Here is a 20,344-nt window from a genome sequence, read left to right as displayed (position 1 = left end):
TAATCAGGTGCAATAACTAAATGCTCGAATAGATGATAATTGAACGAGCATTAAGATTTCTTCATGTTGAGAATGAAAGTGGAAGCGCTCAATAAATCAGGAAATATGTAATCAGCGTTATATGTTGGAGAAGAGTTTCCATTTAGTAAAATGGTGGTGCATCCAGCATTGTTGCCTGCTTCTATATCTACATTACGATCCCCAATCATGAAAGATCCAGTAAGATCAATGCCGTATTTTTCTGCCAGTTCAAGAAGCATACCGGGTTCGGGCTTTCTGCATGAACAACCCGCATGGGGTTTGTGAATGCAGCAGGAAACTTCCTGAATGAAACCGCCTGCTTGTTTGATTTCATTTACCATATATTCATGGATGGAGTCCAGCTCATCATGGGAAAGATAGCCTAACCCAACGCCACCTTGATTTGTAACGACAAAAAGAAGGAATCCGGATTGAGATAAGGCCTTTATAGCTTCGGGGACTCCTTCCAGGAAATAAAATTGATCTGGCCGGTTCACGAAGCCGACTCTATTGGTTTTCACCTCATTGATTACGCCATCTCGGTCAAGAAAAACAGCTTTATTCATCATAAATCCTCCTTATTCGATAATTTTCATCAGTAAACACCGTGTATATGTCGCTTCTTGCGGTTTCCGAGGAAATAATGACAGAGTATTCTGTCATTATTTCTTAATCGATAGTGCCGGAGCTTAAGAAAGTCCGGCCCTATCCTTTATAGTTTGCGGATAAAAGCGACTTTTAAGTAGTCGCTCTGCTTGTATTGACTGAGGGTTTTAAAATCTTCAGGAAGAGTGTATTCTTCGAGTATTTTATATTTCCCATTGCTTTCCTTGAATGCTGTATCTATAAACCCTTTGAATTTTTTCATATTGAACGTGCTGCAGTTTGTGGAAGCCACGATGGTACCGTTCTTTTCAGTGATGGCAATTGCTTCTTTCAACAAATCCTTATAATCTTTAGCTGCACTGAATGTGTGTTTTTTGGAACGGGCAAAGCTTGGTGGATCTAATATCACCACATCGAATGAAAGCTGTTTTTTAACAGCATATTTGAAGTACTTAAAGACATCTTCGACAATGATGTCTTGAGCTTCGTAATCGATTCCGTTTATGCTGAATTGTTCAATCGTTTTACTTAAACTGCGATTTGCAAGATCCACACTGGTGGTGAGGGAGGCACCGCCGAGAGCCGCACATACAGAGAATGCACCGGTGTAAGAGAAGGTATTTAATACCCTTTTGCCTTCTGAGTATGAGTCACGGATCCTTTTCCTCACTTCGCGTTGATCGAGAAATACCCCCACCATCGCTCCGTCATTTAAATAGATGGCAAATTGTACGCCGTTTTCTTTCACGAGAAGAGGGAAGGAAGGGCGTGTGCCTTCGACAAAATCGTCTTCTTCAACGTATTTCCCTTCCTGTGCGAACCTTTTCTTCTGGTAAATACCTTTATATTCGGTTAATTCCCGTATCGATTCCATCACTTGTTCATGAAAAGAATAGGCACCCTTTGAATACCACTGAATGAGATAATATCCATCAAAGTAGTCAATGGTTACACCCCCGAAACCGTCGCCTTCCCCATTAAACACCCTGAATGCCGTCGTATCCTCACTATAGTAGAAGTGTAGACGTTGATTAATGGCAGCCTGGATCTTTTTATAAATGAACTCCTTGTCTATATCCTCATGTTCTTTCCAGCTCAGAAGCCAGCCGATTCCTTTATTCTGGAGTCCGTAGTACCCTTTTGCAATAAAGCGACCATCGGAATCTACCAGTTTGAGGATGTCACCGTCTTTTGCATCTTCAATCGATGTAGTGACATTTTCTTTATTTAAAAGAGGAAACCCCTTTAGAAATGGTTGTATGTATTTTGGGCTTGCTTTGACGATTTTTTCTTTAGTCATTCCACTCATCCTAACCTATTGGTTTAGTCTTGTGTAGTATAGAACGTTACGGGCGTTTACGCAACTGCATAAAAAAACCCCCTCAGGTCCGAAGAGGGGAAAGGTTTTTGAATTATTTACTCCAAAGGTAATCTCCTACAAGACGGTCCACTTTCATCGTCTCATGTAATCCGCTATGAGAAATCGTTGGATCATATACTATTTTGGACTGAAAAGGATTTTTTTCGAAAAATGTTCGACTCTCCAGTGCACTCTGTACATTTACCACGTCATCACCTGAACCAGCGATGGATAACACATTTATTTCAGGAGGAATCAAATGACGATTGAGATACATTTTCGTCAGTGCGCGAGATCCAGGCTTTAAATCAATCACAGCTGCACCGGTATTGATTTGACCATAAGACTCTTTCGTGACTCCCTGAAAAGGAGTAGCAATCGTAATGAATTTATGAGTTTTTGGTACAAACGATTCATTACTGGTATTTTCTAAATATTGGGTTGAAGCAAGGCCACCCATAGAGTGGGCGACAATATTAACAGTAGATACATTGAATTGGTGATGCAGCAGCTTCATGGCATTTTCAAGCCATATCGCCTGTTTATCTAAGGAAGCACGATTGTCTTCAAAAATGACTTGAACAAGTGGGGGAGAACTAGGGTTTTTAGGGAGAGTCCCTTTGTATCTTATACTGCCGGAATCTGATACCGAAATTTCCAGCGTTTTTTGACCCCACCCATGCCGGTTTTCAAAACGGTCCAACATGGTCCTGAAAGAATTATATGTACCTTTGTATCCGTGCACGAAGACTGTTGGATATTTCTCTTCGGCGGTTAAAGGTTTTTCACTGGATTGGACATTCGTCGTCCGGAAAATAGTATATAAAGTGAAGAAGGCAATGATAATGAACCCGCTCCAGAAAAATGATTGTTTTGACTTTACTGACAAGAAAATCGCTCCTTTAAAAAGGTATACTTCTATTGTAAGGGATTCGTGAAGTATTGAATATGTTAAAAAAGAAATTTATTTGTCATATTATATGTAATTTTTGCCTTATTTGGTACTATGTTTCTGTTTCTTCACTTCCCCTAGTCAGTAAAAGCAAGGACCATAAGAAAAAGGCTTAAATGAATTATTTAAGCCTACAACTTTATTCTGCCATTAATAAAGAAAATTAAACCCAATCTCCAGCTTTGAAAATCGGTTCTATCGTACCATCCGCCTTTTCACCGTCAATATCCAATTGTGATGAGCCAATCATGAAGTCCACATGAATCATGCTTTCGTTAAAGCCTATTTGCTGTAACTGTTCAGGCGTCATCGTCTTACCATCTTCTACACATACAGACAGAGCCCTGCCCAATGCAATATGACACGAAGCATTTTCATCAAAAAGGGTGTTGTTGAAAACGATATTTGTATTGGAAATGGGGGAGTCGTGAGGTACCAATGCAACCTCACCCAAATACGATGCACCTTCATCCGTTTCGAGTAAGTTCTTTAGCGTTTCATAGCCTTCTTCAGCCGTGTAATCAATCACTTTCCCTTCCTTGAAGGTCAATGAGAAATTCTTGATGAGGGTACCGCTATAATTAAGAGGCTTTGTACTCGATACAACACCGTTCACCCCATATTTATCTGGAATCGAAAACACTTCTTCCGTTGGTAGATTCGGGACGAAAGGAATCCCTTTATCATTCGTGAATTGGGCACTGATCCATTTTGTTTTTGGATGGAATTCGATGGTCAGGTCTGTTCCCGGTCCTTTATAATGAAGCTTTTTGTATTTCCCTTCATTTAAACGGTGGGCGTTTTTATTAAGGTTATCGATATGTTCTTCCCATAATTCGACGGTATTCTCCCGATCCGTTCTAGTTGTATAAAAGATGTTTTCCCACAGTTTTGTGAAAGCATCTTCTTGAGAAAGATCAGGAAAAACGGTTTGAGCCCATTCCACTGTTGGTATCGCAGCGATCAACCAGCTGATCTTTCCGCCTCCGATATAAGCTGAAAAGTCTTTCATCGCTTCTGCAGAGGTTTTGTTCAACATAGCGACACGCGTAGGATCTGAATTCCTTAAAAGAGAAGGATTCGGGGCAGCTAAATTCAATAATGCAACATTGTCCTCTGCCATTTCAATATATCCTTTAGCTTTCCATTTAGGGAACGCTTTCAATCCATCCTCGGCAGATTTCTCTAAGCGGATTTTTTTTAGTTCATCATCATAGAAATCCGTTAACACATTCAGTGCTCCTGCTTCGTATGCTTTCTCTGTAATCAGCCGAACAAATTCGTATGATGTAATAGGTGCTGATATCATCAGTTCCTGTCCCTTTTGCAGATTCAATCCGACTTCTACGATCAGGTCTGCATATCTTCCTAAGTTTCTCTCAAATGCTTGATTCATTTGTGAATCCCCCTTATATATGTATTCAATCATAACTATATCTCTTTTTTCAGAAAATTTCATTGAATAAGATCATTATTTAATGTAAAAAAGACCGGTCCCAAACTGGACCAGTCCTTATATGTTTATAGTTTAGTTGAGAACGGTGGGAATTCTTCTTCATTTGAGTTAATGACGACGACGCCGGCAAGGGCCATAGCTGTTAGACTGGTGATAATCAATAACTTTCTCAGCTTTTTCATTTTTTAACCACCTCCTTATAAAGGCAGCATTTCTTCATAAATGATATTGGCTTCATTTAGATGGAATGCTGCAAATTTGTATTTTCTAATTCTTTGATAATATTGGCCAAGGAATTTGGAATACTCAGCATATAATAGAAGGGAGCCGTTTTTCTTAAAGTAAGCCAGTGCATACTCCTTCATGAAATTCTCAAAACCATTAGGGAATTCATTCAGTGCAAATTGATAATAAGATAATTGATAGAATTTATCGGGATATCTTTCTTTTGAACAAAGCTCCAATCCTTTAGGCAACCAGAATTGAACTTTTGAACGTTGATTCAGTTTATAATGCTCTTTGACAAGGGAAAGAATCGAATAGAGTCTTCCTTCTTCGTCCGAATCTTTTAATTCAATGCTTTTCACAAAATGCTGGATGGCTTCATCGCTTTTATTCATAAAAGATTTAAGGTATCCGAAGTTTTGCTCGATCTTGGAATGTAAAGACGTATACTGAATGGACTGAGAAATGAAGTTAGCCCATTCATAATGCTTTACGGCGTCCTCACTATTCCGAATTCTCCGATAGCAGATTCCCAACAGTAAATGGACCTCTGCACACCTTTTCTGGTAATAGACACCCTGAAATATGGAGAGGGCTTTTTCACCGTAGTAAATGGCTAAACGATACATGTGTAAACGTGTCAGGACTAAACTGAATAGATAAAATAAATCTGCCCTTTCTTCTTCATTTACAACATTTCCAAGTACAAAGTACGTTTCTGCTTCTTTCAACTCACCTTTGGCTTTTTCGTATTCTTTCCTTAAATAATAGTAATTCCCTTTATACTTGTGAAAGTAAAAATTAAGCTTGTCGTTAAGTTCCTTATAATTTGACTGAATATGGACCATATGGCTGAAAGCTTCCGTTGGATTGCCCCTTATTAATTGGACCCTGAAGCAGAGAATTTTATAAAAGAAATGGGTCGTTAGATCATCGGTTTGATCGAGATCCCTTTGGATGACCTCGTGAGTGGATCGTGCTTCATCCTCCTTATTCCAAAGTAATGCATGATTCCACTTTTCGAGAAGCTCATTCAAGTGGTTAGGGCGATTAACTGGATTATTTAAACCCAGGCGCTCGCATAGCAAATGGACGATATCATCTGAAGGTGTCACTTGGTTATTTTCCAGTTTCGAAAGATAAGATATTGAAATGATCCCTTTAGATAAATTTTCTTGTGTTAACTTTTGTTTGAGTCTGTGAAAACGGATCTTAGAACCAATCTTCATATGATTCTTCTCCTCTTAATGGATATAAAATTGCAACCTATGGAACAGAATATTTAACATAATAACATAAATAAAGCTGAAAAATTTAGAATATTCCTATAATTATATTTTTTAATGGGTATTTTGGAGGTATTTTGGTTACCTGAATGGTTTTGTGTCACAATGATTCTCCGATTAATATCCTTTGTTATAATGAATCTAGTGATAGTTATAGAGGAGGATGGACATTGTGATTGATTTACGAAGTGATACGGTAACAAAACCAACGGAGGAAATGAGAAGGGCAGCTTATGAGGCTGAAGTGGGGGATGATGTGTATGGGGAAGATCCTACTATCCTGCAGCTTGAAAAGGAAGCAGCGCGCATTCTTGGGAAAGAGGAAGCATTATTCGTCACAAGTGGTACACAGGGGAACCAGATTGCCGTCTTGACCCATACCAGACCGGGAAATGAAATTCTATTAGAAACGAATTCGCATATTTTTTATTACGAATCAGGGGCAGTTGCGGCTTTGGCAGGTGTTCAAACCCGGACGATTACAGGGACTAATGGAGAAATGGATCCTGGTGAAATAAAAGATGCCATTCGTACGGAGGATCAGCATTTTCCTGAAACGGGATTGATTTGTCTGGAAAATACACATAACCGTGCGGGAGGGGCAATCGTTTCACCGGAAAACATGCAAGCCATCCATACCATTGCCAAGAAGCACTCCATTCCGGTACATGTTGACGGAGCCAGGCTCTTTAATGCCGTTGCCGCAAGTGGTCGGGACGTAAAGGAGTTTACGGATCATTGTGATACCGTTCAAATATGTTTATCAAAAGGCTTGGGCGCACCGGTAGGATCAATCATTGCAGGTGATAAGAACTTTATTAAGAAGGCTCGAAAGTGGAGAAAACGCTTGGGCGGTGGACTGAGACAAGCCGGGGTGATTGCGGCTCCAGGATTGGTCGCCTTAAAGAAGATGAGAGGACGCTTGTCAGAAGACCATGAGAAAGCAAGAATCCTCAAAGAAACCTTTCAAACATGTAACGGGATTGAAATCATCAATGGAGTGGATACTAATATTGTAGTGGCTGAGGTATCAGGCACTGGAATGACAGCAACTCAATTTGTAGAAGATTTAGAGAGAAAAGGAATATTGGCCGTGACGTTTGGGCCGACCCTGGTCCGTTTCACGACTCATTATGACGTGTCAATGGAGGACATAGGGGAAGTTTCCCGGATACTTAAGGCTCAATTTTAGCCAATCTGTTCTCAAGGGAAGGTCCATAAAAACAGAATAGGGCAAGATTTGCCCTATTTCCACCTTTATTCTTTGTGATCAAGTTGCTTTCCATGATGAGGATGTGGGTGCCATCTCATCATATAACCATTTTCTTTCAGCTTTTGATGCTTTGCTTCCATCATGGTCAGTACTTTGTCACCTTGTTCTTTGGTAAAGACACCGTACTCGACGTATTTTTTTACAAGTTCTTTTTTCGTTGAATACATTTGATCGTGCAATTTACCAAGCTCTGCTTTTTGGTCTTCTGTCAGATTCACCTTTTGCCCAGGCGTCTGGCCTTGACTTTGACCTTCTGCAGAGACGATGGAACTGAATCCAAAGCTGATGATGAGGGCAGCTGCAATTGAAACCACTATTTTTTTCATATTAATTTCCTCCTTCCTGAAGATTCTCTTGTATTCTTTGCAGAGTATTAGAAGAATATGTAAGAGTGGACGAATTGGCGATGGAATTGCTAGTATAACAAGGAGTAGAAACAGAATGAGGGGGCTTAATCAATGTTAAATAAGTTTTTGTCAAGTATCGGTATAGGTCATGTGAAGGTGGATACCATCGTGCACACGACAGAGATTTCACCGGGAGATCACATCAAGGGGGATGTCGTCTTAAAGGGGGGGATGGCCGATCAGCCGGTAAATGAAGTACAACTATTACTTCTCCTAAAGTATGAAGAAGATAAACAGGATAGTGATTTTTCTTATCATGAAAAGGATTTAAATACGATCACACTAGACAGTATAGGGACGATTAAGGCTGGGGAGGAAAAAAGGATTCCATTTGAATTTCCTACAAATGCCCAACACCCTAAAACGACTGATACGGAACAAACCATTTTAAGGACAACGGTGGATATACCCCAAGCCGTGGATCCCACAGATGAGGACAGCATATTTATCCGATGATCTTAGAAAAGGGCCGATTCCCCAAGTGAATCGGCCCTTTTTTGAATGTTTTATAGATACAGGAGTGATGAATGGAGAAACAAAGAGTACTAAGTTCTTATTGAAATCCATAAAAACCCAAGTTAAAATGTAGGAAGCGCATACATTCAAAAAATTCAGAAATTTAATGTATGTAAAAATCATTGATAAGGGAGGAATTTGATGGGAGGAATATGGTTAGCGGTCATAGGGGGTATCGTGTTTCTAGTAGGGTATAAATATTATTCAACACTTATTGCGGAAAGAGTGTACAGGCTCGATCCGAATTATGTGACACCCTCTCACCAGTATAAAGACGGAGTCGACTTCGTACCCACGAATAAATTTGTCCTTTGGGGTCATCATTTCACATCCGTTGCAGGTGCCGCTCCTATCGTAGGGCCGGCTATAGCTGTGTATTGGGGATGGCTTCCAGCTTTTCTATGGGTTATTTTCGGTACTGTGTTTGCAGCGGGAGTCCATGATTTCGGGACCCTTGTGCTGTCAGTTCGAAATAAAGGACAGTCTGTTGGCTCATTAGCCAATAAGTTGATAGGAAAGAGGGCTAAGGTACTTTTTTTATTCATTATTTTAATTCTTGTATTAATGGTCAATGCGGTATTTGCCTGGGTCATTGCGAATTTATTCATTACGTTCCCAGCAAGTGTATTATCTGTATTCATTCAAATTCCGTTGGCTGTGTGGATCGGATATTCCGTCTACAAACGTAACGGGAGCATGTTATTACCTTCCATCGTGGCTCTCGGTGTCATGTACGCATCAGCGGTCATCGCAAGCCGGGTAGACTTTCTGCAAATTGATCTGGTCCGATATTTCGGTGGACAGGAAGCAACTTCATTATTTGGTTTAAGTTCCACGAGCATGGCTTTCCTTGTGTGGATCGTTATTCTGATGATTTATGTGTACATAGCTTCCATTCTTCCCGTATGGAAACTATTACAGCCTCGAGATTATATCAATTCACATCAGCTGATCGTGGGTCTAGGATTGCTGTATCTCGGCCTACTGTTCACTAATCCAGAGATCACTGCACCGATGACAAATGGATCTGCAGATGTATCATGGTTTCCATTATTATTTATTACAATTGCGTGCGGCGCCATTTCAGGTTTCCACGGCCTGGTGTCATCAGGGACCTCTTCAAAGCAATTGAACAAGGAAACAGATGCCCGCTTCGTCGGTTATTTAGGAGCGGTAGGGGAGGGGGCACTTGCCCTTATTGCCATCATTGCCTGTATTACATTTTTCCCTAACGTGGAAGAATTCCAAGCGACCTACAGTGGATTTGCAGCAGCCAGCGGAGCAGGATTGGGCGTGTTCATTCAAGGGGCTGGACAACTTGCCACAGGAGTAGGTATTCCGGCGGATATTGCTGCAACGATCGTTTCCGTCATCATTGTAAGCTTCGCGGCCACAACCCTGGATTCATCTGTTCGTCTAATGAGATATATCATTTCTGAATTGGGAGAAGAGTATAAAGTACTTTCATTAACAAACGCACATGTTGCGACTACGATTGCAGTGGTATCAAGTGCGGCTTTGACACTATTGCCTCAGGGCCCTAAAGGATTCGGATCAGGTGGATATCTCCTTTGGCCTTTGTTTGGTACATCGAATCAGTTGCTTGCTGGGATCAGTCTACTCCTGATTACCATATGGCTCAAGCGACAAGGGAGAAATTACCTGGCTACATTGATCCCGATGCTGTTTCTCATGTTTATGACACTTTGGGCAATGATCAATCAGGTTGTCTTTGAATGGTCAGGAGCCGGGGATTCGGAAGGGAATATGCTTCTTTTCATTTTTGGAAGCATCATCTTGATCTTTACCCTGTGGATTCTCATCACAGCAGCTTCTTCCCTGTCTAAAAAAGGTGATGACCCTTCTCAATTTTCGGTGTAAGTATAAAAGTAGGGGGACTCACATCGGGTCCCCTTTTTAGTAGGAAGGAGTGATCACTTGGATACAACCATGGTGGAAAAATTCAAAAGGGCAATGAAATTATATGATGATATGATCCGTCTTCCTCATAAAACAGAAATAGCCAGGGAGTTGAGGGACGAAGAGGATTTATTCTTATTGCTGCTCTATTCGGATATGCTTGGAATACCTAACCCTGTATTTTATTACACGTTGGAACTCTATCCATATATGATAGAAAAATTTCATGATTGGCACTTAAGAATGGGGATGGAACACTCGCCACTAGATGGAATCAGATGTTGTTAAAGAGAAAGGTAGTGAATTCATGGATGATTTACTGAATCAGTCTATTATCTTTGTGGGGGGGAAAGGAGGAGTTGGAAAATCGACTACGGCATCTGCACTGGCCGTCATGTTTGCAAAAATGAGTAAGAAGACGCTGATTGTCTCAACAGATCCGGCTCATAATCTTGGAGATATATTCCATCAGGAAATAAGTGGGCATCCAACCCCGCTAACGAAACATCTATGGGGGATCGAAATTGATCCAGAAGCAGAAACACGTCAATACATCAATGGAGTGAAAGGGAATCTCAAAGGGATGGTAAAATCCAATATGGTGAGTGAAGTCCATCGGCAAATCGATATGGCTGCTTCAGCACCAGGGGCGGAAGAGGCTGCCTTGTTTGACCGGATCGTTTCGATCATCCTGGAAGAAGGAAATGGATATGACAAAATCATTTTTGACACAGCTCCAACAGGACACACAATTCGACTATTGTCTCTTCCGGAATTAATGGGAGTTTGGATGGATGGAATGCTTGAGAGAAGGAAGAAAACAAATAAGAATTATTCCCAGCTTTTGAATGATGGTGAACCTGTTGAGGATCCCATATTCGATGTCCTTCAACAACGCCGTGAAAAGTTTTCAAAAGTCAGAGATATACTGCTTAATCAGCAAATGACAGGTTTTATTTTCGTACTGATCCCCGAAAGACTACCGATTCTCGAAACGGAGAAAGCGATTGAATTGATGTCTTCGCATTCACTGAATGTTGGAGGGCTGGTTGTGAATAAAATCCTGCCGAATCAGGCGGATGGGGAGTTTTTGGAGAAAAGAAGGGAACAAGAAAAAGTATACTTGCGTATGATGCAAGAAAGATTCACCGAACAATCGTTATATGAAGTTCCTCTATTAGAAGAAGATATCTGCACCCTTTCTCATCTGGAAGGATTTGCATCCCATCTTCAGAAAGCCATTTACAAAGAAGAGGGAATCTACTAATTCGGGAGGTATACATAATTAGTGAAAGTGACCATTGGGGAAGTTCTTCAATGGTCATTTTTGCGTTGGGAAGGGGAAATAGATAATTTTGTCGAAAGTGTAAATATCAATAAAGCAAGGGAGTCGTTCAAATGGAAAGTGAGAATAAATATCTATCAGCCATTCTCCCCTTAAAAAAGAGGGAAGAAACCCAAAACCGCTGGCTGTTTCATCGCCTTAATACCCTGTTACCTGCTTTAATGAAAAAACACAAGGTAGACATGTGGATCACAGCAGGGAGGGAATATAATGAAGATCCTGTCCTGAAGAGCCTTTACCCAACATCAGTTGACGGTTCGAGAAGATTGACCATCCTTGTATTTTATTTGGATCAGGAGCATCTGAAAAAATGGGTTTTGCATCCCAATCCGAATTTTGAGCCGTTTTATGAAAGAGCATGGAATCCGGAAGAGTGTGATCAATGGGAATGCCTTAAACGTCTTGTGGATGAGCACAATCCTGATACGATTGCACTGAATTATTCTTCGACATTTGCCGCAGCGGATGGTTTGAGTCATTCCTGTTATCAGCAGCTAAGCATGCTGTTAGACGAGCACTCTCATAAATTTGTATCTGCTCAACATGTCATTGTGGATTGGCTATCGATTAGAACCACCAAGGAATTAGTGGCATACCCTGCGATAGCCGAGCTTGGCAGGATGATTGCGGAAGAAGCGTTATCCCGGAGAGTGATTCATCCTGGAATCACCACTACAGAAGATGTTGTTGACTGGATACGCCAACGGGTGTTGGACGCAGGTATGGAAACCTCCTTTTATCCTACGGTGGATTTGCAAAGAAAGGGTTCTGTGATGGATCGATTAGAGGGAGAGATTATTCGTTTTGGAGATATCGTGCATTTGGATTTTGGTATTCGATATCTGGGCCTCGCAACGGATACCCAGCAGCTTGCATATGTCCTTCATCCAGGTGAGGAGGAAGCTCCTGAGGGACTTCAATCTGCATTACAAACCGCTTTAAGGTTCGAGGATATCATAACCGGGGAAATGAAAGTCGGAAGAACCGGGAATGAAGTGTTTCACAGAGCGATGAAAAAGGCAAGAGAGGAAGAAATCGAGGCGATGCTGTATTCTCATCCATTAGGGAATCATTGTCATGAGGCCGGTGCCTTAATCGGCCTATACGATCAACAAAATGATATCCCCATCAAAGGCGATCTGCCCCTCACAGCCAATACATGTTATGCACTGGAATTTAACATACAACAATATATTCCTGAGTGGAATCAAGTCATCCCCATATATCTGGAGGAGCCGGTTGCTTTCATCCAGCATCGACTGGAGTATATGGCAAAAAGGCAAATCGCGTATTATCTGATCTAATCATTTTCCCTTACTGGATATAAGACTGATTACACGCAATGATTATGATCAGTCTTATATGCCCCTGCCTAATAATGATTATAATAAAAGGCTCTTTTCGTAAACTTTGTTGTTAGTAAGGTAGCGAGTAGTGGTTGATTTCCGCTTGAATAGAAAAATGCTGTCTCATTCGTTTTTTACTGGTAAGCTCTGTCACGCTATCTCATTTAGATGGGGAGGGGAACGGCGCAGACTCCCTCGGGAAAACGGACGAGCCAAGACCCCGCAGCGAATGCGAGGAGGCTTGGCCGTTCGTCCGCCGGAAAGCGAAGCTGTTCCCCTCACCATCTATCCATACACTCATAGACAGAGCCTCAGTAGTTCTTATGTTAGAATACAACATTCTTTACGAAAAAAGCTTTTAAAAAAATGTGATTCACCTCTTGACTTAATACCTAGTAGGGTATATTATAGTGGATGTAGCAAGAAAACAACAAGCCAACAGGAGGTGTCTTGATGGAATACAACGCACAAATTAAGAATCGAATAAAACGTGTGGAAGGGCAGCTCCGGGGGGTTGTAAGAATGATGGAGCAAGGGGAAGATTGTAAAGACGTCATCACGCAGCTTTCCGCAGCTAAAACAGCTCTTGATCGATCCGTAGGTTTAATTGTTAGTATGAATCTTGTTGAGTGCGTCAGGGACTCACATGAAACAGGAGAAAGTACAGAAGAACTTGTGAAAGAGGCAGTGAATTTATTAGTGAAAAGTCGATAACTAAAAGGTTGACATCTTTTTTTATATCATATAATATACCCATATGGGTATTAGAACAAAAGGAGGAAACACACATGAACGCAGATAAAGTATTAGATGCAAAGGGACTTGCTTGTCCAATGCCAATCGTGAAAACCCGAAAGGCTATTAAAGAAATTGAATCCGGTCAAATCCTGGAGGTTCAAACAACGGATAAAGGTGCAAAAAGTGACCTTACAGCATGGGCTAAATCGACAGGACATGAATTACTCGATTCGAAAGAAGAAAATGATGTATTTACATTTTGGATAAAAAAAGGCTAAATTTTTTTAAAGGGGAAATATTCCCCTTGTAATAAATAGGAGGGAACACAATGTCAGAGAGAAAAACAACCAATATCATTCTATTTAGCGGAGATTACGATAAAGCGATGGCAGCCTATATCATTGCCAACGGTGCTGCTGCATATGATCATGAAGTAACGATCTTCCATACGTTTTGGGGATTGAATGCTTTGAGAAAAGAAGAAATGGTACCCGTTAAAAAAGGGTTCATGGAAAAAATGTTTGGGAAAATGATGCCTCGTGGAGCTGATAAAATGGGGTTATCAAACATGAACTTTATGGGCATGGGTCCAAAAATGATCAAAGGTGTCATGAAAAAGCATAATGCCATGCCGCTGCCTGATTTAATCGACATGGCTAGAGAGCAGGAAATCAAATTGGTTGCGTGTACCATGACCATGGATCTGTTGGGGTTACACAAAGATGAATTATTAGAAGAAATCGAATACGCTGGAGTAGCAGCTTATTTAGCAGATGCCGAGAATGGAAATGTAAATCTATTCATCTAAATTTTTTTGAAAATAAATATACCCTATGAGGTAATTGGAGGTTTTTATATGAACAGTATTGAATCAAACTTCGTATTAGATGCAAAGGGACTTGCTTGTCCTATGCCAATCGTAAAAACAAAGAAAGCAATGAATGGTCTGGAAGCAGGGCAGGTGATTGAAATTCAAGCGACAGACAAGGGATCCAAGGCAGATCTTCAAGCATGGGCAAAGAGTTCTGGACATGATTATCTAGGCACCATCGAAGAAGGGGACGTCCTTAAGCATTTCGTCCGAAAATCAAGTGGTGAAGAGACAGTTGAGCGTAAACATGAGGCTGTTATCGACAACACCACATTAGCAGGCAAATTAAGCGATGAAAATGTGATCGTTCTGGATGTCCGTGAAAAAGCGGAATATGCCTTCAATCATATTCCGGGTGCTGTTTCGATTCCTCTTGGGGAACTTGAAACCCGTATGAATGAATTGAATAAAGACAAAGAAGTTTATGTTGTATGCCGTACAGGAAACAGAAGTGACATGGCGGCTCAATTATTAAATGAAAAAGGGTTTACGAATGTAATCAATGTGGTTCCAGGTATGAGCGATTGGTCTGGAGACTCAGAGTCGGATATTAAATAAATCATTTTCAGGAGGGATAAATAATGGCGGTGAAACCAATGAATTCAAAAGAAGTAGCACAAAAAGTAATGAAAAAGGAAGAATTATTCATCTTAGACGTTCGTAATGTGGATGCATTTGAAGATTGGAAAATCGAAGGTGAAAACGTCGATTACTTGAATATTCCTTATTTCGACCTTTTAGACGGGGTGGAAGAAATCTTGGATAAGCTACCTGAAGATAAAGATATTCTTGTCGTCTGTGCTAAAGAAGGCTCTTCCATCATGGTTGCAGAAATGCTTTCAGATGAGGGGAAGGACGTTTCTTATCTGGAGGGTGGTATGAAGGCTTGGAGTGAACATATAGAGCCGGTTAAGGTAGGGGACTTATCGAATGGTGGAGAGCTTTATCAATTTGTGCGTCTGGGTAAAGGCTGTCTGTCCTATATGGTCGTATCAAATGGTGAAGCCGCGATCGTGGACGCCACCCGTATGGCCGATGTGTTCATCGACTTCGCTGAAAAAAAGAATGTAAAGGTCACCAATGTATTCGATACTCACTTACATGCGGATCATATTTCAGGTGGCCGGACCATTGCAGAAAGAACGGGAGCAACGTATTGGTTACCATCTAAAGATGCTGAAGAGGTTACATTTGAATATGCGGCACTGGAAGATGGAAATAAAGTCCAGGTTGGGAACACAACCATCGATATCAATGCTTTATACTCACCAGGGCATACAATCGGTTCTACATCATTCGTAATTGATGAGAAATATCTATTATCAGGTGACATTTTATTTATTGATAGTATCGGACGCCCTGATCTTGCCGGAAAAGCAGAAGATTGGGTAGGGGACTTGAGAGAGAGTCTGTACAAACGCTACAAAGATCTTTCCATGGATCTGACCGTTTTACCCGCTCACTTTATGATTATTGATGAATTAAATGAAGACGGTTCTGTAGGTGAGAAACTTGGCACATTATATGCCAAGAATCATGGACTGAACATTGAGAGCGAAGATGAATTCAGAAGTCTTGTTTCTGAAAATCTGCCTCCACAACCGAATGCTTATCAGGAAATACGTGAAACCAATATGGGAAAAGTGACGCCAGATGAAGAAAAGCAGCGTGAGATGGAAATCGGACCAAATCGCTGTGCTGTTCGATAATATACGGTAATTATATAAATCATTTCAATGGGAACTTGCATTGGCGGTTCCCATTTTACTAGAAGAGGAGGGCTCGCAATGGACTTAGCATTTATCATAACGATTTTTCTGATTGGCTTTGTCGGTTCTTATATTTCAGGAATGGTTGGAATCGGAGGAAGTATCATTAAATATCCAATGCTCTTATATATACCGCCTTTGTTGGGAGTAGCTACATTTTCCGCTCATGAGGTTTCGGGCATCAGTGCTGTTCAAGTGTTCTTTGCAACGCTTGGCGGAGTATGGGCCTACCGGAAAGGGGGCTACCTGAATAAATCACTCATTACCTATATGGGTGTAAGCATCTTAATTGGTAGTTTCATTGGTGGATATGGCTCGAAATTCATGAGTGAAGCGGGAATCAACATAGTGTATGGTATTCTTGCTCTCATTGCAGCCATCATGATGTTCATTCCTAAAAAAGGGATAGATGATGTGAAGCTGGAAGATGTATCTTTTAATAAATGGCTCGCTGCCATACTTGCCCTCATCGTGGGTGTAGGTGCAGGTATTGTTGGTGCAGCAGGTGCCTTTCTATTAGTTCCGATCATGCTTGTCGTGCTGAAAATACCGACCAGAATGACGATTGCTTCCTCTCTTGCCATTACGTTGATTTCTTCCATCGGCTCGACTGTTGGAAAAATCACGACCGGGCAAGTGGATTACCTGCCAGCCTTGATCATGGTAGTAGCAAGTCTGATTGCCTCTCCACTCGGAGCGATGGCAGGAAAGAAAATGAATACCAAGATTCTTCAAATGATTTTAGCGATATTAATTCTGGGAACAGCGATTAAAATATGGATTGATATCTTATAATAAGCTGCTTAGCACTATGAATCATGACCCTTCTCCCATTAAGAAGGATTGTGGTACATAGAGCTAAGCATTTTTTTGTGGTAGTTTATCAAGTAGGCCTTGTAACTTTCTAAGGTCTCTTTCGTCTAATGAATAGATAGAAATAAGACTCTAGATGGATGAACATATCCATGGGGACCAGTACAATATATAAATGGATGTGTTAAGATTTATCCATCATGAAAATAAGGGAGAATACACATGAAAAAGCTTATAGGAATCATCTTACTATGTTCATTAATGGTTAGCGGACTTCAACCGGCATCGGCCGCAGATAATGATAAAGCAAGCATTAATGAAAAATTCGGACTGCCCATCGTTGTATATGGAGAAACACTCTCCAGCCAGCAAAAAAAAGAGGTTCAAAAACAATTGGGTATGGATGAGGGAACTGAAGTGGAGGAGTTTACGGCCACGGGTGAAGACCTAGTGAAATATATTGACGGAGAAAACAGGAACGCACGCATGTTCTCTTCAGCCATGATCACCCGTAAGGAAAAGGGTGAAGGATTGAAGGTGAATGTTGTGACACCGGAGAATATTACCGAGGTTACGAATTCCATGTATTCCAATGCACTTCTAACAGCGGGAGTCGAAAATGCAGTAGTGGATGTTGCCTCCCCGGTTAAGGTGAGCGGTCATTCTGCTTTAGTAGGTATTTATAAAGCATATGACGTGAGTGGAGAGAAGCTTGATACGGTTCGTATGGAAGTGGCCAATGAAGAATTATCCGTTGCCACCGAACTGGCGAAAGAGTCAGGAATTGATAAGGAAGAAGTCAGTAAACTGTTAACCGAGATCAAGAAGGAAATTGCCGAACAAGATCCTGCGACGAAAGAGGAAGTCGAGAAGATCGTCGAAGACAAGCTCCAATCATTGAACATTGAATTAAGTCCGGAGGATCGTCAGTTGTTGATTGATCTATTTGAAAAAATGAGATCCCTTGATATAAACTTTGATAATGTTCAACAGCAGCTGGATGACTTAACGAAGGATATCCAAACGACTATTAAGGATATTGTGAACGATGAAGGTTTCGGACAGAAAGTGTCAGATTTCTTTACCGGGTTACTGGAAGCTATCAAGGATTTCTTTAAATCAATCAAAAATTTATTTGGATAATACGAAGATAAAAGACTGAGTCGGATGACTCAGTCTTTTATAATTCCAGCAAAGGAAACGTTAGATATACCGTCGTTCCATTGCCTTCTTCACTTTCAATGGAGAAGGAACCTTTATGCTTGTGCATGATTTCCTTGGCGATGGATAAACCAAGTCCGTATCCTCCTGTGTTCCTTGTCCTTGACAGATCAGATCTGTAGAATCGTTCACCTATTTGTGATAGTGAGTCTCCGGGAATTCCAATCCCATGATCCTTAATCTTCACAACGGCCTTACCATCTTTCTCATAGGAGTGGATGGAGATAGAGGTTCTTTCCGGTGAATATTTCAGGGCATTGTCTAAAATATTGTAAAATACCTGCATCACCCGGTTCGGATCTCCGTTTATGATGGATTCCTCATTTAAAGAATGATTAACATCTATATGCTTCAACTCTGCTTGCGGACGGATCAGTGTTAAAGAGTCCATGATGAATTGGGAAAGCACCATCGGTTCAATATCCAATGAAAATGCAGCATCTTCCAATTTATTCAATTCAAGAAGTTCCGTAATTAATTTCTGCATCCGCACCGACTCTTTTTGAATTAGGTGTAAGCTTTTTTCTATTTCCTCCTGGTTGGTTTGAACCCGGTCGGTCAAAGCTTTTGCATACCCCCCAATGTACGTGAGGGGAGTCCTTAGTTCATGGGCGACATTCGAAAGGAATTGCCTTTTTCGATCCTCCTGGTGCTGTAAAGAGTCAACCATGCTGTTGAAAGTCAGGGCGAGTTCAGCCATTTCATCTTTCGTGGTGACCTCCAGACGCTCCTTGAAATTTCCGTTTGCCACTTGATTAGAGAACCTTTGCATTTCCCTTACAGGTTTGAACAAGGAGTCCAGTGAAGACTGAATGATCAAAAATAGCACGAAATAAAACATGACTCCTGCCATTATTAAGATGGGGATGCCTTTGCTGAAGACTTCTGTCATTTCAGCAAGAGGGATATAAATGAACAAATATCCCATTAATTTATCTTCATTCATAAGTGGAAAGACGGCTCCTATCACTTTTCGATTGAACTCGTCGACATATCCTTCTTTCATGACATGATTGCCGCTCGCCAATTCTTTTATGTCTGTTGGGTTGATGAGGGGCTTTTGATCAATTAGAAACGGGAAGCTCTTATCTAATTCATCAAGATTTTCCACAACCGATACTTCATAGGGAGAGATGACGTTATACCAGAGGATCTTGTCCTTTATATTCCCGCTGACATCCCCATAATGGTAGTGGGCTGCGGTCCTCTGCCCCTGATAAAGGAGTGAATCCTTCACGGTCCCAATATAGAGGTCTTTGTAGAGATAGTGAATGAAAAGAAATGAAAAGACAATCGTTAAAAATAAGCTGCTTAACAATAGGATTGAAACTTTTTTATTGAGGGTAAGGTTTATGTTTTTCAAAGAAATCCCTCATATTTATAACCAAGTCCCCATACCGTCTCGATCAACTGCCCGTAATTTTTTAATTTCAGCCGTAATGTTTTTATATGGGTATCAACCGTTCGATCACTTCCTTCGTAGTCTCTTCCCCATACTTGATCCAGAAGTTGATCCCTTTTATACACTCGTCCCTGATTGCGTGCGAGAAATAAGAAAAGTTCATATTCCTTTAAAGTCAAACGGGGAGAAAGATCACCGACGGACACGGTCCTTGATGCTAAATTAAATGAAACAGGCCCAAACCTTTCGACCATGGAACGTGTCTGTACGCCATATGATCTTCTTAGAATGGTTTCAATGCGTGCCACAAGTTCATCAGCGTTGAAGGGTTTAACCATATAATCATCGCTACCAAGTTTAAGACCCTTTACCTTGTCCAGGTCATCCCCCTTGGCAGATAGGAAAATGAAGGGGATTTGACTGTTCTCCCTTACTTCTTCAAGTAATCGGAAACCATCCATGAACGGCATCATAATATCCACGATCATCAGATCGACATGTGTTTTATTCAATTGATCAAGAGCAGCCAAACCGTTTTCGGCTTCTATACAGAAATAATTCTCCTTGTTTAAATACAATGTGATCAGCTGTCTCATTTCCGGTTCATCATCTACTATCAGTACATTCCATTTTTTCATCATCTTCACACCCTGCCTTAGACGTAGAAATTGCATCAAATTTCATTATAGATAAAAATAGTGAATTATTTGTGAGATTTTAGGTTTTTTCGATTTGTATGTCTTCCATCATTTTAACATGGAAAACAGAGAGGTTGAACTTTTGCCGCTTTGTCCTATACTTTTACGAAAACAGGGAC

21 protein-coding genes are annotated in these 20,344 nt (G+C 40.9%); 13 read left to right on the top strand and 8 right to left on the bottom strand.

Annotated elements, in window-relative coordinates; genetic code table 11:
* Positions 1-50: 50 nt before the first annotated feature.
* From AC0VXY_RS11900 to AC0VXY_RS11880, 5 genes are all read right to left on the bottom strand, one after another.
* Entirely contained in the window at positions 51-587 is a 537-nt protein-coding gene (locus AC0VXY_RS11900) for a D-glycero-alpha-D-manno-heptose-1,7-bisphosphate 7-phosphatase (protein WP_475527861.1), read from the bottom strand.
* Between the two features lie 146 nt (positions 588-733).
* Positions 734-1,927 (bottom strand): class I SAM-dependent rRNA methyltransferase, encoded by a 1,194-nt coding sequence (locus AC0VXY_RS11895; RefSeq protein WP_475525366.1) that lies wholly within the window; start codon positions 1,925-1,927, stop codon positions 734-736.
* A gap of 112 nt (positions 1,928-2,039) precedes the next feature.
* Entirely contained in the window at positions 2,040-2,876 is an 837-nt protein-coding gene (locus AC0VXY_RS11890) for an alpha/beta hydrolase (protein WP_475525365.1), read from the bottom strand.
* Positions 2,877-3,102: 226 nt separating this feature from the next.
* A complete protein-coding gene (locus AC0VXY_RS11885; protein ID WP_475525364.1) occupies positions 3,103-4,335 on the bottom strand; it encodes an aminopeptidase in 1,233 nt (410 codons plus the stop codon).
* 257 nt (positions 4,336-4,592) lie between these two features.
* Positions 4,593-5,849, bottom strand: a complete 1,257-nt coding sequence (locus AC0VXY_RS11880; protein ID WP_475525363.1) for a helix-turn-helix domain-containing protein — start codon at positions 5,847-5,849, stop codon at positions 4,593-4,595.
* A gap of 229 nt (positions 5,850-6,078) precedes the next feature.
* Between AC0VXY_RS11880 and AC0VXY_RS11875 the strand changes: the two genes are divergently transcribed.
* Positions 6,079-7,098, top strand: coding sequence for a threonine aldolase family protein (locus AC0VXY_RS11875; protein ID WP_475525362.1), 1,020 nt, complete (start codon positions 6,079-6,081; stop codon positions 7,096-7,098).
* Between the two features lie 65 nt (positions 7,099-7,163).
* On the opposite strand, the gene AC0VXY_RS11870 is transcribed toward AC0VXY_RS11875, so the two are convergent.
* Positions 7,164-7,505: a YckD family protein gene (locus AC0VXY_RS11870; protein WP_435990550.1), complete on the bottom strand. Its 342-nt coding sequence runs from the start codon at positions 7,503-7,505 to the stop codon at positions 7,164-7,166.
* A 132-nt stretch (positions 7,506-7,637) separates the two neighbouring features.
* On the opposite strand from AC0VXY_RS11870, the gene AC0VXY_RS11865 reads away from it, so the two are divergent.
* The 12 genes from AC0VXY_RS11865 (at position 7,638) to AC0VXY_RS11810 (ending at position 18,047) form a co-directional block, all read left to right on the top strand.
* Positions 7,638-8,042: a sporulation protein gene (locus tag AC0VXY_RS11865; protein WP_435990551.1), complete on the top strand. Its 405-nt coding sequence runs from the start codon at positions 7,638-7,640 to the stop codon at positions 8,040-8,042.
* A gap of 201 nt (positions 8,043-8,243) precedes the next feature.
* Complete coding sequence (locus tag AC0VXY_RS11860; protein WP_475525361.1) at positions 8,244-9,983, top strand: carbon starvation CstA family protein; 1,740 nt, start codon at positions 8,244-8,246, stop codon at positions 9,981-9,983.
* 69 nt (positions 9,984-10,052) lie between these two features.
* Positions 10,053-10,310 (top strand): cory-CC-star protein, encoded by a 258-nt coding sequence (locus tag AC0VXY_RS11855; RefSeq protein ID WP_435994497.1) that lies wholly within the window; start codon positions 10,053-10,055, stop codon positions 10,308-10,310.
* Positions 10,291-11,289, top strand: coding sequence for an ArsA family ATPase (locus tag AC0VXY_RS11850; RefSeq protein WP_475525360.1), 999 nt, complete (start codon positions 10,291-10,293; stop codon positions 11,287-11,289). Before AC0VXY_RS11855 ends, AC0VXY_RS11850 begins: the two co-directional genes overlap by 20 nt.
* A 131-nt stretch (positions 11,290-11,420) precedes the next feature.
* Positions 11,421-12,671, top strand: coding sequence for a M24 family metallopeptidase (locus tag AC0VXY_RS11845; protein WP_475525359.1), 1,251 nt, complete (start codon positions 11,421-11,423; stop codon positions 12,669-12,671).
* Between the two features lie 495 nt (positions 12,672-13,166).
* A complete protein-coding gene (locus AC0VXY_RS11840; RefSeq protein WP_475525358.1) occupies positions 13,167-13,427 on the top strand; it encodes a metal-sensitive transcriptional regulator in 261 nt (86 codons plus the stop codon).
* 74 nt (positions 13,428-13,501) lie between these two features.
* Complete coding sequence (locus AC0VXY_RS11835; protein ID WP_435990555.1) at positions 13,502-13,729, top strand: sulfurtransferase TusA family protein; 228 nt, start codon at positions 13,502-13,504, stop codon at positions 13,727-13,729.
* A 50-nt stretch (positions 13,730-13,779) separates the two neighbouring features.
* Positions 13,780-14,259, top strand: a complete 480-nt coding sequence (locus AC0VXY_RS11830; RefSeq protein WP_034759048.1) for a DsrE/DsrF/DrsH-like family protein — start codon at positions 13,780-13,782, stop codon at positions 14,257-14,259.
* Between the two features lie 48 nt (positions 14,260-14,307).
* A complete protein-coding gene (locus AC0VXY_RS11825; RefSeq protein WP_435990556.1) occupies positions 14,308-14,880 on the top strand; it encodes a sulfurtransferase TusA family protein in 573 nt (190 codons plus the stop codon).
* 23 nt (positions 14,881-14,903) lie between these two features.
* Entirely contained in the window at positions 14,904-16,031 is a 1,128-nt protein-coding gene (locus AC0VXY_RS11820; RefSeq protein ID WP_475525357.1) for an MBL fold metallo-hydrolase, read from the top strand.
* A gap of 78 nt (positions 16,032-16,109) precedes the next feature.
* Complete coding sequence (locus AC0VXY_RS11815) at positions 16,110-16,886, top strand: sulfite exporter TauE/SafE family protein (protein WP_435990558.1); 777 nt, start codon at positions 16,110-16,112, stop codon at positions 16,884-16,886.
* Positions 16,887-17,126: 240 nt separating this feature from the next.
* Positions 17,127-18,047, top strand: coding sequence for a DUF1002 domain-containing protein (locus AC0VXY_RS11810; protein WP_475525356.1), 921 nt, complete (start codon positions 17,127-17,129; stop codon positions 18,045-18,047).
* A gap of 37 nt (positions 18,048-18,084) precedes the next feature.
* Here the strand turns inward: AC0VXY_RS11810 and AC0VXY_RS11805 are convergent, their stop codons facing one another.
* Both AC0VXY_RS11805 and AC0VXY_RS11800 read right to left on the bottom strand, forming a co-directional pair.
* Positions 18,085-19,488 (bottom strand): sensor histidine kinase, encoded by a 1,404-nt coding sequence (locus tag AC0VXY_RS11805; RefSeq protein ID WP_475525355.1) that lies wholly within the window; start codon positions 19,486-19,488, stop codon positions 18,085-18,087.
* Positions 19,485-20,165 (bottom strand): response regulator transcription factor, encoded by a 681-nt coding sequence (locus AC0VXY_RS11800; protein ID WP_475527860.1) that lies wholly within the window; start codon positions 20,163-20,165, stop codon positions 19,485-19,487. Before AC0VXY_RS11800 ends, AC0VXY_RS11805 begins: the two co-directional genes overlap by 4 nt.
* Positions 20,166-20,344 lie beyond the last annotated feature (179 nt).

The organism is Rossellomorea sp. QJM3NY_18 (genome assembly GCF_056173145.1).
Note: the sequence above shows the minus strand (reverse complement) of the source record. Positions and strands in the feature narration are given on the sequence as shown.

What these genes read in the sequence shown, in the direction of transcription:
- AC0VXY_RS11830 (WP_034759048.1), top strand. Translation starts at nt 13,780, where the DNA reads ATGTCAGAGAGAAAAACAACCAATATCATTCTATTTAGCGGAGATTAC.
- AC0VXY_RS11865 (WP_435990551.1), top strand. Translation starts at nt 7,638, where the DNA reads ATGTTAAATAAGTTTTTGTCAAGTATCGGTATAGGTCATGTGAAGGTG.
- AC0VXY_RS11870 (WP_435990550.1), bottom strand. Translation starts at nt 7,505, where the DNA reads ATGAAAAAAATAGTGGTTTCAATTGCAGCTGCCCTCATCATCAGCTTT.
- AC0VXY_RS11845 (WP_475525359.1), top strand. Translation starts at nt 11,421, where the DNA reads ATGGAAAGTGAGAATAAATATCTATCAGCCATTCTCCCCTTAAAAAAG.
- AC0VXY_RS11820 (WP_475525357.1), top strand. Translation starts at nt 14,904, where the DNA reads ATGGCGGTGAAACCAATGAATTCAAAAGAAGTAGCACAAAAAGTAATG.
- AC0VXY_RS11880 (WP_475525363.1), bottom strand. Translation starts at nt 5,849, where the DNA reads ATGAAGATTGGTTCTAAGATCCGTTTTCACAGACTCAAACAAAAGTTA.
- AC0VXY_RS11810 (WP_475525356.1), top strand. Translation starts at nt 17,127, where the DNA reads ATGAAAAAGCTTATAGGAATCATCTTACTATGTTCATTAATGGTTAGC.
- AC0VXY_RS11855 (WP_435994497.1), top strand. Translation starts at nt 10,053, where the DNA reads ATGGTGGAAAAATTCAAAAGGGCAATGAAATTATATGATGATATGATC.
- AC0VXY_RS11815 (WP_435990558.1), top strand. Translation starts at nt 16,110, where the DNA reads ATGGACTTAGCATTTATCATAACGATTTTTCTGATTGGCTTTGTCGGT.
- AC0VXY_RS11840 (WP_475525358.1), top strand. Translation starts at nt 13,167, where the DNA reads ATGGAATACAACGCACAAATTAAGAATCGAATAAAACGTGTGGAAGGG.
- AC0VXY_RS11825 (WP_435990556.1), top strand. Translation starts at nt 14,308, where the DNA reads ATGAACAGTATTGAATCAAACTTCGTATTAGATGCAAAGGGACTTGCT.
- AC0VXY_RS11895 (WP_475525366.1), bottom strand. Translation starts at nt 1,927, where the DNA reads ATGACTAAAGAAAAAATCGTCAAAGCAAGCCCAAAATACATACAACCA.
- AC0VXY_RS11835 (WP_435990555.1), top strand. Translation starts at nt 13,502, where the DNA reads ATGAACGCAGATAAAGTATTAGATGCAAAGGGACTTGCTTGTCCAATG.
- AC0VXY_RS11860 (WP_475525361.1), top strand. Translation starts at nt 8,244, where the DNA reads ATGGGAGGAATATGGTTAGCGGTCATAGGGGGTATCGTGTTTCTAGTA.
- AC0VXY_RS11900 (WP_475527861.1), bottom strand. Translation starts at nt 587, where the DNA reads ATGAATAAAGCTGTTTTTCTTGACCGAGATGGCGTAATCAATGAGGTG.
- AC0VXY_RS11800 (WP_475527860.1), bottom strand. Translation starts at nt 20,165, where the DNA reads ATGAAAAAATGGAATGTACTGATAGTAGATGATGAACCGGAAATGAGA.
- AC0VXY_RS11850 (WP_475525360.1), top strand. Translation starts at nt 10,291, where the DNA reads ATGGAATCAGATGTTGTTAAAGAGAAAGGTAGTGAATTCATGGATGAT.
- AC0VXY_RS11885 (WP_475525364.1), bottom strand. Translation starts at nt 4,335, where the DNA reads ATGAATCAAGCATTTGAGAGAAACTTAGGAAGATATGCAGACCTGATC.